This window comes from Streptococcus pseudopneumoniae (assembly GCF_038148935.1).
In the GTDB taxonomy this organism is placed as follows: domain Bacteria; phylum Bacillota; class Bacilli; order Lactobacillales; family Streptococcaceae; genus Streptococcus; species Streptococcus pseudopneumoniae_U.
In genome coordinates, this window is sequence record NZ_JBBJZX010000058.1 from 1 (window position 1) to 12652 (window position 12652).

Here is a 12652-nt window from a genome sequence, read left to right on the forward strand (position 1 = left end):
AGTATAAAAATGTCACATAAGACAAGACGTATTATTAGGAAGAGGATATGTTCCCAGCTATTTTTATTCAGAAATTGCTCTCTAATATTTCTTTAAAAAGTTCATCTAGTGAAACTATAAATAGGAAGAGAAAAAGCTAGCCCTTCTCAAGTTTTATCTAGTTTCCAAACTATAGTATTTACTGGAAATCTAAAGAAAATATCAGAAAAATTCAGCAAACGTTTTCTTCTTATTTTCTTGACTTTTTTGCTGATTTGTGCTTGACTTTTACTTGAAATTTGATAAACTATAGACAAATAGGAAAACGTATTCATTTAAAAACGGAGGAATAAGGAATGAATCAAGAAAAACGTTTGCATCGCTTTGTCAAAAAGTGTGGACTCGGTGTGTGTAGTGCTGTTGTTGCGGCCTTTTTATTGAGCGCTCAGGGAGTAGCTTTGGCTACAGAGCAAGGGAATCGTCCAGTTGAGACAGAAAACATCGCTCGTGGAAAACAAGCTAGTCAAAGTTCTACTGCTTATGGAGGAGCTGCTACACGAGCAGTGGATGGTAATGTTGATAGTGACTATGGGCACCATTCTGTAACGCATACAAACTTTGAAGACAATGCTTGGTGGCAAGTCGATCTTGGAAAAACAGAGAATGTTGGAAAAGTTAAACTTTACAATCGTGGAGATGGGAATGTAGCTAATCGTCTTTCTAATTTTGATGTTGTTTTGTTAAATGAAGCAAAACAAGAAGTTGCTCGTCAACACTTTGATAGTTTGAGTGGGAAGCCAGAACTTGAAGTTTTCTTCACAGCCAAAGGCGCTCGTTATGTAAAAGTGGAGTTGAAAACTAAAAATACCCCATTGAGCTTGGCAGAAGTGGAAGTATTTCGTTCAGCAACAACTCAAGTTGGACAGGATAGAACTGCACCAGTAGTAGATCAAACATCAGCATTGAAAGACTACCTTTTTGGCTTAACTTATAATCCTTTAGATATTTTAACTCGCAAGGGAGAAACCTTAGAAAATCGCTACAACACAAGTGCTAAGGAACAAAATGGAGAGTTTGTCGTTGTAGAAAAAATCAAGAAAACCCTCTCTACAGGCACAGCAGATGTTTCCATCAATGGAAATCAAAATGTCTTCCTAGGTGGCTTGTATAAAGCAAACCAAAATCTGCTAGAAAATCAGCCAGAATTGATTAGTCTTGCCCGTGCAAAGGGGACAGTCAGCGTCGATTTACCTGGTATGATTCAGTCTGACAGCCGAATTGAAGCAGATCCTACAACTAGTGGTATGCAGTCTGCGATGAATACCTTGGTTGAAAGATGGACAAAGAATTACTCATCTAGCCATTCCGTTCCTGCCCGTGTTCAGTATGAATCAACTACAGCCTATAGCATGAATCAATTGAAAGCAAAATTTGGTGCAGACTTTGAAAAAGCAGGTGCACCGCTCAAGATTGACTTTGAGGCTGTGCAAAAGGGTGAAAAGCAAATTGAAGTTGTAAACTTTAAACAAATCTACTATACAGCGACATTTGATGCACCGACCAATCCAGCGGCTGTATTTGACAAGAGTGTGACACCTGAAGATTTAAAACAAAGAGGTGTTGATTCACAAACTCCACCTGTATATGTATCAAACGTTTCTTACGGACGTCAAATCTATGTTAAGTTTGAGTCAGCAAGTAAGTCTACTGAATTAAAAGCAGCTATTAATGCGGTTATTAAAGGCGCAACAATTGCTCCAAATTCTGAATGGAGCCGTCTATTGAAGAATACTTCTGTAACAGCGGTAATTGTAGGAGGTAATGCTAGCGGTGCCGCCAAAGTTGTCACAGGAACAGTCGAAAACTTGAAGGAACTCATCAGAGAAGGAGCTAACTTTAGCGCTCAAAGTCCAGCTGTGCCAATCTCATATAAGACTGCCTTCCTAAAAGATAATGCCCAAGCAACTTTACAAAATAGTACAGACTATATCGAAACGAAGGTTACTTCTTACAAAAATGGCTTCTTGAAACTTCATCATAAGGGTGCTTATGTTGCGCGTTACTACATCTATTGGGATGAAATTACATATGATGAACAAGGAAATCCAGAAATCCGTTCACGTCAATGGGAAGATAACGGAAAAAACAGAACTTCAGGCTTCCAAACAGAGATTCAATTTAGAGGAAATGTCCGTAATCTTCGCATCAAGGTTCAAGAAAAGACAGGTCTTGTATGGGAACCATGGCGTACAGTTTACAACCGCACAGACTTACCACTAGTACAACAACGTACAATTACACATTGGGGAACAACTCTAAACCCTAAAGTTGATGAAAAAATTGTGAATGAGTAACGATTTGATTTACTTGATTCGATAGTAAACAGTGAAGAGGAGGAACTTCGATTTCTCCTCTTTTATGATTGACTTTTGAGAGAATGAAAAGATGAAAAGGGTAACTTCTATAGCAGATTGAAACTAGAATAGTACGTTGTTGCTATTAAAACATTTCTAGAAATTAAGTTGACTTTCCCAATAGATTTGTTCATGTCTTATTTCAATTCAATATAAAACTAACTTCCAGTTTTCCACAACCTAGCTTTTAGTATGAGAAAAACGCGTTGTTACAGACATAAGGAGCTTTTTGAGAAGTGGGCAATCCGTGCAATCAGATTTGATGGATGTTGGATGCATGATGCGATTGCGCTTGATTTCTTTTGAAATCGTTGACGGGTCTTTTCCCATCTTCTCAATGATGGAACGGAAAGTCTCACACTTAATTCCACCATAAAAATTCGTTTTAGACTAATTTCCACTTTGGTTAGGCAAGTGGAAGTTACTTTGAGAAGTTAGCAGAGCTAAAATTAAGAATAAAAAAGAAAAATATCTTGACAAGCAAGGGAAAATTTTGTTACAATAATAGACGGTACTTTTTACTTTTGGTCTCTCAAGAGTGTACAGGGACGTGCTGACAAATGTTGCAAAAGTACACACAGATGATAGCTGTCACCAAGTGTATCATCACCAAAAATAAAAAAACACAGGAGAATGTAGATGCCTACAATTAACCAATTGGTTCGCAAACCGCGTAAATCAAAAGTAGAAAAATCTAAATCACCAGCTTTGAACGTTGGTTACAACAGTCATAAAAAAGTTCAAACAAACGTTTCTTCACCACAAAAACGTGGTGTTGCAACTCGTGTTGGAACAATGACACCTAAAAAACCTAACTCAGCCCTTCGTAAATTCGCTCGTGTACGTTTGAGCAACCTTATCGAAGTTACTGCCTACATCCCAGGTATCGGACACAACTTGCAAGAACACAGCGTGGTGCTTCTTCGTGGTGGACGTGTAAAAGACCTTCCAGGGGTACGTTACCATATCGTCCGTGGTGCACTTGATACTGCAGGTGTTAACGATCGTAAACAAGGCCGTTCTAAATACGGTACTAAACGTCCAAAAGCATAAGGAAAGGGGATAAAGAGAAATGAGTCGTAAAAATAGAGCTCCAAAACGTGACGTATTGCCAGATCCGCTTTACAATTCACAACTAGTTACTCGTCTTATCAACCGCGTTATGCTTGATGGTAAACGTGGTACAGCTGCTTCAATCGTTTACGGTGCCTTTGAGCAAATCAAAGAAGCTACTGGAAACGATGCACTTGAAGTATTTGAAACAGCTATGGAAAACATCATGCCTGTACTTGAAGTACGTGCACGTCGTGTTGGTGGTTCTAACTACCAAGTCCCAGTTGAGGTTCGTCCAGAACGTCGTACAACACTTGGACTTCGTTGGTTGGTAACAATCGCTCGTCTTCGTGGTGAACACACAATGCAAGACCGTCTTGCAAAAGAAATCTTGGATGCTGCTAACAACACTGGTGCAGCTGTTAAGAAACGTGAAGACACTCACCGTATGGCTGAAGCTAACCGTGCATTCGCACACTTCCGTTGGTAAGATAGGATGCGAAAGCGTTAAGAAAGTCCCAGAGAAAATAGGGAATCGAAGCAGGTTGCGATTGCAACCAATGAGATTCATCTTTTTCTCCAGACTTTTAGCTTGAGCTCAACTATATCATGATGCTAGGAACGGTAAGGATGTAAGGTGAAAATAGAAAACTGACGCAGTATTCGACGAATACAAGGAAGTTTATCTTTTTCACACAGCATCCCGTTCCGACTCAAATCGGCTAATTAACTTTAGCCCAGGTTCAAATTAGCTAAATCGATTAGTATTAGCTATAACTCAACTTACCAACTCGTAAGTTGAAACCAACAATATCATGAAAACATTGAGAACGGGTAGGTCCTGCCTATCCGTTTTTATTAAAATCGTGTTATAATAGAATAGAAATCAAAAATAAATAGGAGAAACAAACCTCATGGCACGCGAATTTTCACTTGAAAAAACTCGTAATATCGGTATCATGGCTCACGTCGATGCTGGTAAAACAACTACAACTGAGCGTATCCTTTACTACACTGGTAAAATCCACAAAATCGGTGAAACTCACGAAGGTGCGTCACAAATGGACTGGATGGAGCAAGAGCAAGAGCGTGGTATCACGATCACATCTGCTGCGACAACAGCTCAATGGAATAACCACCGCGTAAACATCATCGACACACCAGGACACGTGGACTTCACAATCGAAGTACAACGTTCTCTTCGTGTATTGGATGGTGCGGTTACCGTTCTTGACTCACAATCAGGTGTTGAGCCTCAAACTGAAACAGTTTGGCGTCAAGCAACTGAGTACGGAGTTCCACGTATCGTATTTGCCAACAAAATGGACAAAATCGGTGCTGACTTCCTTTACTCTGTAAGCACACTTCACGATCGTCTTCAAGCAAACGCACACCCAATCCAATTGCCAATCGGTTCTGAAGATGACTTCCGTGGTATCATCGACTTGATCAAGATGAAAGCTGAAATCTATACGAACGACCTTGGTACAGATATCCTTGAAGAAGATATTCCAGCTGAATACCTTGACCAAGCTCAAGAATACCGTGAAAAATTGATCGAAGCAGTTGCTGAAACTGACGAAGAATTGATGATGAAATACCTCGAAGGTGAAGAAATCACTAACGAAGAATTGAAAGCTGGTATCCGTAAAGCGACTATCAACGTTGAATTCTTCCCAGTATTGTGTGGTTCTGCCTTCAAGAACAAAGGTGTTCAATTGATGCTTGATGCGGTTATCGACTACCTTCCAAGCCCACTTGACATCCCAGCAATCAAAGGTATTAACCCAGATACAGACGCTGAAGAAACTCGTCCAGCATCTGACGAAGAGCCATTTGCAGCTCTTGCCTTCAAGATCATGACTGACCCATTCGTAGGTCGTTTGACATTCTTCCGTGTTTACTCAGGTGTTCTTCAATCAGGTTCTTACGTATTGAACACTTCTAAAGGTAAACGTGAACGTATCGGACGTATCCTTCAAATGCACGCTAACAGCCGTCAAGAAATCGACACTGTTTACTCAGGTGATATTGCTGCTGCCGTTGGTTTGAAAGATACTACAACTGGTGACTCATTGACAGATGAAAAAGCTAAAATCATCCTTGAGTCAATCAACGTTCCAGAACCAGTTATCCAATTGATGGTTGAACCAAAATCTAAAGCTGACCAAGATAAGATGGGTATCGCCCTTCAAAAATTGGCTGAAGAAGATCCAACATTCCGCGTTGAAACAAACGTTGAAACTGGTGAAACAGTTATCTCTGGTATGGGTGAGCTTCACCTTGATGTCCTTGTTGATCGTATGCGTCGTGAGTTCAAAGTTGAAGCAAACGTAGGTGCTCCTCAAGTATCTTACCGTGAAACATTCCGCGCTTCTACTCAAGCTCGTGGATTCTTCAAACGTCAGTCTGGTGGTAAAGGTCAATTTGGTGATGTATGGATTGAATTTACTCCAAACGAAGAAGGTAAAGGATTCGAATTCGAAAACGCAATCGTCGGTGGTGTGGTTCCTCGTGAATTTATCCCAGCGGTTGAAAAAGGTTTGGTAGAATCTATGGCTAACGGTGTTCTTGCAGGTTACCCAATGGTTGACGTTAAAGCTAAGCTTTACGATGGTTCATACCACGATGTCGACTCATCTGAAACTGCCTTCAAGATCGCGGCTTCACTTGCTCTTAAAGAAGCTGCTAAATCAGCACAACCAGCTATCCTTGAGCCAATGATGCTTGTAACAATCACTGTTCCAGAAGAAAACCTTGGTGATGTTATGGGTCACGTAACTGCTCGTCGTGGACGTGTAGATGGTATGGAAGCACACGGTAACAGCCAAATTGTTCGTGCTTACGTTCCACTTGCTGAAATGTTCGGTTACGCAACAGTTCTTCGTTCTGCATCTCAAGGACGTGGTACATTCATGATGGTATTTGACCACTACGAAGATGTACCTAAGTCAGTACAAGAAGAAATCATTAAGAAAAACAAAGGTGAAGACTAATCTGTCCTCACTCTAGAAGGAAGTCACTTAGTGGCTTCCTTTTGTCTTTAGAAAATGCCTCTAAGTATGGTAAAATAGTAGAAGAATAATGTGAGGAAAATGAATGTCAAATAGTTTTGAAATTTTGATGAATCAACTGGGGATGCCTGCTGAGATAAGACAGGCTCCTGCTTTAGCGCAGGCTGATATTGAGCGAGTTGTGGTTCATAAAATTAGTAAGGTATGGGAGTTTCATTTCGTATTTTCTAATATTTTACCGATTGAAATCTTTTTAGAATTAAAGAAAGGTTTGAGGGAAGAATTTTCTAAGACAGGTAATAAAGCAATTTTTGAAATCAAGGCTCTGTCTCAAGAATTTTCAAATCAACTCTTGCAGTCCTACTATAGGGAGGCTTTCTCTGAAGGGCCATGTGCTAGCCAAGGTTTTAGGTCCCTTTACCAGAATCTGCAAGTTCGTGCTGAGGGCAATCAACTCTTTATTGAAGGCTCTGAGGCGATTGATAAGGAACACTTTAAGAAAAATCACCTTCCTAATTTAGCCAAACAACTTGAAAAGTTTGGTTTTCCAACTTTTAATTGTCAAGTCGAGAAGAATGATGTGCTGACCCAAGAGCAGGAAGAGGCCTTTCATGCTAAAAATGAGCAGATTGTTCAAGTGGCCAATGAGGAAGCGCTCCGTGCTATGGAGCAACTAGAACAGATGGCACCTCCTCCAGCGGAAGAGAAACCAGCCTTTGATTTTCAAACGAAAAAAGCTGCAGCTAAACCGAAGCTGGATAAGGCAGAGATTACTCCTATGATCGAAGTGACGACGGAGGAAAATCGTCTGGTCTTTGAAGGAGTTGTTTTTGATGTGGAGCAAAAAGTGACTAGAACAGGGCGTGTTTTGATCAACTTTAAAATGACGGACTACACTTCAAGTTTTTCTATGCAAAAGTGGGTTAAAAATGAGGAAGAGGCCCAGAAATTTGACCTTATCAAGAAGAATTCTTGGCTCCGAGTGCGTGGGAATGTGGAGATGAATAACTTCACACGCGATTTGACTATGAATGTGCAGGATGTGCAGGAAGTTGTTCACTATGAGCGGAAGGATTTGATGCCAGAAGGAGAACGGCGGGTTGAGTTTCATGCTCATACTAATATGTCGACCATGGATGCTCTACCAGAGGTTGAAGAAATCGTTGCGACAGCTGCTAAGTGGGGACACAAGGCGGTTGCCATCACGGACCATGGGAATGTCCAGTCCTTCCCACATGGCTATAAGGCGGCCAAGAAAGCGGGAATCCAGCTAATCTATGGAATGGAAGCCAATATAGTGGAGGACCGTGTCCCTATCGTCTATAACGAAGTGGGGATGGACTTGTCAGAAGCGACCTACGTGGTCTTTGACGTGGAAACGACGGGACTTTCAGCTATCTATAATGATTTGATTCAGGTTGCGGCCTCTAAGATGTACAAGGGGAATGTCATTGCTGAATTTGATGAATTTATCAATCCTGGTCATCCCTTGTCAGCTTTTACTACTGAGTTAACTGGAATTACAGATGACCATGTCAAAAATGCCAAGCCACTGGAACAAGTTTTGCAAGAATTCCAAGAATTTTGTAAAGATACGGTCCTAGTTGCCCACAATGCGACCTTTGACGTTGGCTTTATGAATGCCAACTATGAGCGTCATGGTCTTCCAAGGATTAGTCAGCCGGTTATTGATACACTTGAGTTTGCTAGAAACCTCTATCCTGAGTATAAACGTCATGGTTTGGGCCCTTTGACCAAGCGTTTTGGTGTGGCCTTAGAACATCACCACATGGCCAACTACGATGCGGAAGCTACTGGTCGCCTGCTTTTCATCTTTATCAAAGAAGTAGCAGAAAAACATGGTGTGACCGATCTAGCTAGACTCAACATTGATTTGATTAGTCCAGATTCTTATAAGAAAGCTCGGATTAAGCATGCGACCATCTATGTCAAGAATCAAGTAGGGCTAAAAAATATCTTTAAGCTGGTTTCCTTGTCTAATACCAAGTACTTTGAAGGGGTACCACGGATTCCGAGAACGGTTCTAGATGCCCATCGGGAGGGCTTGATTTTAGGATCAGCCTGTGCAGAAGGCGAAGTTTTTGATGCGGTCGTTTCTCAAGGTGTAGATGCGGCGGTTGAGGTGGCCAAGTATTATGACTTTATCGAGGTCATGCCACCAGCTATCTATGCTCCCTTGATTGCCAAGGAGCAGGTCAAGGATATGGAAGAACTCCAGACCATTATCAAAAGTTTGATAGAGGTTGGAGAACGTCTTAGCAAGCCTGTTCTGGCTACGGGAAATGTCCACTATATCGAACCGGAAGAAGAGATTTACCGTGAAATTATCGTCCGTAGTTTGGGACAGGGGGCTATGATTAACCGAACCATTGGTCATGGAGAACATGCCCAACCAGCTCCTATGCCAAAAGCCCATTTTAGAACGACCAATGAGATGTTGGATGAATTTGCCTTCTTGGGAGAGGAATTAGCTCGTAAACTGGTTATTGAAAATCCCAATGCCTTGGCAGAAATCTTTGAACCTGTTGAAGTTGTTAAGGGGGATTTGTACACGCCTTTCATCGACAAGGCGGAAGAAACGGTCGCTGAATTGACCTACAAGAAGGCCTTTGAGATTTATGGAAATCCGCTGCCAGATATCGTTGATTTGCGGATTGAAAAAGAATTAACCTCTATTCTGGGGAATGGATTTGCCGTGATTTATCTGGCATCGCAGATGCTGGTGCAACGTTCCAATGAACGGGGTTACTTGGTTGGTTCTCGTGGGTCTGTCGGATCTAGTTTTGTTGCGACCATGATTGGGATTACAGAGGTCAATCCTCTCTCTCCTCACTATGTCTGTGGTCAGTGTCAGTACAGCGAATTTATCACCGATGGTTCGTATGGTTCAGGATTTGATATGCCCAATAAGGACTGTCCAAACTGTGGTTATAAACTCAGTAAAAACGGACAGGATATTCCTTTCGAGACCTTCCTTGGTTTTGATGGAGACAAGGTTCCCGATATTGACTTGAACTTCTCGGGGGAAGATCAGCCTAGCGCCCACTTGGATGTGCGTGATATCTTTGGTGAAGAATATGCCTTCCGTGCAGGAACGGTTGGTACGGTGGCTGCCAAGACCGCTTATGGATTTGTCAAGGGCTACGAGCGAGATTATGGCAAGTTTTATCGTGATGCAGAGGTGGAACGTCTAGCCCAGGGAGCTGCTGGTGTCAAACGAACGACAGGCCAACACCCGGGGGGAATCGTTGTTATTCCGAACTACATGGATGTCTATGATTTCACGCCTGTTCAGTATCCAGCGGATGACGTGACGGCTGAATGGCAGACCACTCACTTTAACTTCCATGATATAGACGAGAACGTCCTCAAACTCGATGTACTGGGACATGATGATCCGACCATGATTCGGAAACTACAGGATTTGTCAGGGATTGATCCTAATGAAATTCCTATGGATGATGAAGGTGTGATGGCCCTCTTTTCAGGGACTGATGTGCTAGGGGTGACTCCTGAGCAAATCGGAACACCGACGGGTATGCTGGGGATTCCAGAGTTTGGGACCAACTTTGTACGTGGAATGGTAGACGAGACCCATCCGACAACTTTTGCAGAATTGCTTCAGCTGTCTGGTTTGTCCCACGGTACCGACGTTTGGCTGGGCAATGCCCAAGATCTGATTAAGCAAGGAATAGCGGACCTATCGACTGTTATCGGTTGTCGGGACGACATCATGGTTTACCTCATGCATGCTGGTTTGGAACCTAAGATGGCCTTTACCATCATGGAACGGGTACGTAAGGGCTTGTGGCTCAAGATTTCCGAGGAGGAGAGAAACGGCTACATCGAAGCCATGAAGGGCAATAAGGTACCAGAGTGGTATATCGAATCCTGTGGGAAAATTAAGTACATGTTCCCTAAAGCCCATGCGGCAGCCTACGTTATGATGGCCTTGCGTGTAGCTTACTTCAAGGTTCATCATCCCATTTATTACTACTGTGCTTACTTCTCCATTCGTGCTAAGGCTTTTGATATTAAGACTATGGGTGCAGGCTTGGATGCTATCAAGCGCAGAATGGAAGAAATCTCTGAAAAACGGAAGAACAATGAAGCCTCTAATGTGGAAATCGATCTTTATACAACTCTTGAGATTGTCAATGAGATGTGGGAGCGTGGTTTCAAGTTTGGCAAACTCGATCTCTACCGTAGTCAGGCGACAGAGTTCCTCATCGACGGGGATACTCTCATTCCGCCATTTGTAGCAATGGATGGTCTGGGAGAGAACGTTGCCAAGCAGTTGGTGCGAGCGCGTGAAGAGGGAGAATTCCTCTCTAAAACAGAATTGCGCAAGCGTGGTGGACTTTCCTCAACTTTGGTTGAAAAGATGGATGAAATGGGTATTCTTGGCAATATGCCAGAGGATAACCAGTTGAGTTTGTTTGATGAGTTGTTTTAAGGCCTTGGAGGGAAAAAAATGAAACTAAGAATTTTTGCGGAAGATAAGCCGGCTGAGAAGGTATTTGAATATCAATTAGAACTTGCTGATCAGACAATTCTTCTATCAACAGCACTCTTGTCAGGTGCTATTGCTTTAGCAGGATTATTCTCTGCTTTGAAAGAAAAATAAAAATAGAAAAGAGAAAATTACATGGTTTTACCAAATTTTAAAGAAAATCTAGAAAAATATGCGAAATTGTTGGTTGCGAACGGAATTAACGTGCAACCTGGTCATACTTTGGCTCTCTCTATCGATGTGGAGCAACGTGAGTTGGCTCACTTAATCGTCAAAGAAGCTTATGCCTTGGGTGCGCATGAGGTCATCGTTCAGTGGACAGATGATGTCATTAACCGTGAGAAATTCCTCCACGCACCGATGGAGCGTCTGGACAATGTACCAGAATACAAGATTGCCGAGATGAACTATCTCTTGGAGAACAAGGCTAGCCGTCTCGGAGTTCGTTCTTCTGACCCAGGTGCTTTGAACGGTGTGGACGCTGACAAGCTTTCAGCTTCTGCTAAAGCTATGGGACTCGCTATGAAGCCAATGCGCATCGCAACGCAATCCAACAAGGTTAGTTGGACTGTAGCAGCCGCTGCTGGACTTGAGTGGGCTAAGAAAGTCTTTCCAAATGCTGCGAGCGATGAAGAAGCAGTCGATCTCCTTTGGGACCAAATCTTCAAAACTTGCCGTGTCTACGAAGCAGATCCTGTTAAGGCTTGGGAAGAGCATGCAGCTATCCTCAAGAGCAAGGCTGATATGCTTAATAAAGAGCAATTTTCAGCTCTTCACTACACAGCTCCAGGGACCGATTTGACCCTTGGCTTGCCGAAGAACCACGTTTGGGAATCAGCTGGTGCAATCAATGCACAGGGCGAAGGATTCTTGCCAAATATGCCGACAGAGGAAGTCTTCACAGCGCCTGACTTTCGTCGTGCAGATGGTTATGTAACCTCTACAAAACCGCTTAGTTATAACGGAAATATCATCGAAGGTATTAAGGTGACCTTTAAGGATGGACAAATCGTAGATATCACTGCTGAGAAGGGTGATCAGGTCATGAAAGACCTTGTCTTTGAAAATGCGGGTGCGCGTGCCTTGGGTGAATGTGCCTTGGTACCAGATCCAAGCCCAATTTCTCAGTCAGGCATTACCTTCTTTAACACTCTTTTCGATGAAAATGCGTCAAATCACTTGGCTATCGGTGCAGCCTATGCAACTAGCGTTGTTGGTGGAGCGGAGATGAGCGAAGAGGAGCTTGAAGCTGCGGGGCTTAACCGTTCAGATGTTCACGTAGACTTTATGATTGGATCTAGTCAAATGGATATCGATGGTATCCGTGAGGATGGGACACGTGTACCACTCTTCCGTAAGGGAGATTGGGCAAATTAAGGAGATAATATGTTAGGAAGTATGTTCGTTGGTCTCCTAGTGGGATTTTTAGCAGGTACTCTAACCAATCGTGGAGAGCGAATGGGTTGCTTTGGGAAAATGTTTCTCGGTTGGATTGGTGCCTTTATAGGGCATTTGCTTTTTGGGACTTGGGGACCGATAATAGCAGGAACTGCCATCATTCCGGCAGTACTAGGTTCCATGATTGTCTTAGCGATTTTTTGGAGACGAGGAAGTTAATTTCCTAAATCTGATATTCAATGACAATCAAAGAGCAAACT

8 protein-coding genes and 1 pseudogene are annotated in these 12652 nt (G+C 42.6%); 8 read left to right on the forward strand and 1 reads right to left on the reverse strand.

Translation table 11 applies throughout. From position 1 onward, the window contains the following. Window positions 1-335 precede the first annotated feature (335 nt). The gene (locus WKI42_RS07150) at window positions 336-2333 is read left to right on the forward strand and encodes a thiol-activated cytolysin family protein (RefSeq protein ID WP_173306481.1); all 1998 of its coding nucleotides are present in this window, start codon (window positions 336-338) and stop codon (window positions 2331-2333) included. A gap of 265 nt (window positions 2334-2598) precedes the next feature. On the opposite strand, the pseudogene WKI42_RS07155 reads toward WKI42_RS07150, so the two are convergent. Further along, a pseudogene (locus tag WKI42_RS07155) lies at window positions 2599-2750 on the reverse strand (IS30 family transposase); the annotation flags it as partial. A gap of 282 nt (window positions 2751-3032) precedes the next feature. Here WKI42_RS07155 and rpsL point away from each other — a divergent pair. The 7 genes from rpsL (at window position 3033) to WKI42_RS07190 (ending at window position 12611) form a co-directional block, all read left to right on the forward strand. Further along, the gene (rpsL, locus tag WKI42_RS07160) at window positions 3033-3446 is read left to right on the forward strand and encodes a 30S ribosomal protein S12 (protein ID WP_001142332.1); all 414 of its coding nucleotides are present in this window, start codon (window positions 3033-3035) and stop codon (window positions 3444-3446) included. 19 nt (window positions 3447-3465) lie between these two features. After that, window positions 3466-3936 (forward strand): 30S ribosomal protein S7, encoded by a 471-nt coding sequence (gene rpsG, locus WKI42_RS07165; protein ID WP_000087873.1) that lies wholly within the window; start codon window positions 3466-3468, stop codon window positions 3934-3936. A gap of 424 nt (window positions 3937-4360) precedes the next feature. Further along, window positions 4361-6442, forward strand: a complete 2082-nt coding sequence (gene fusA / locus WKI42_RS07170) for an elongation factor G (RefSeq protein ID WP_000090345.1) — start codon at window positions 4361-4363, stop codon at window positions 6440-6442. A 103-nt stretch (window positions 6443-6545) separates the two neighbouring features. Then, complete coding sequence (locus WKI42_RS07175; protein ID WP_173274986.1) at window positions 6546-10937, forward strand: PolC-type DNA polymerase III; 4392 nt, start codon at window positions 6546-6548, stop codon at window positions 10935-10937. An 18-nt stretch (window positions 10938-10955) separates the two neighbouring features. Further along, entirely contained in the window at window positions 10956-11108 is a 153-nt protein-coding gene (locus WKI42_RS07180; RefSeq protein WP_000776626.1) for a hypothetical protein, read from the forward strand. Between the two features lie 21 nt (window positions 11109-11129). Further along, the gene (locus WKI42_RS07185; protein ID WP_173274987.1) at window positions 11130-12371 is read left to right on the forward strand and encodes an aminopeptidase; all 1242 of its coding nucleotides are present in this window, start codon (window positions 11130-11132) and stop codon (window positions 12369-12371) included. Window positions 12372-12380: 9 nt separating this feature from the next. Further along, on the forward strand, window positions 12381-12611 hold the full coding sequence (locus WKI42_RS07190; protein WP_000901572.1) for a GlsB/YeaQ/YmgE family stress response membrane protein: 231 nt from the start codon (window positions 12381-12383) through the stop codon (window positions 12609-12611). The last annotated feature ends 41 nt before the right edge of the window (window positions 12612-12652 follow it).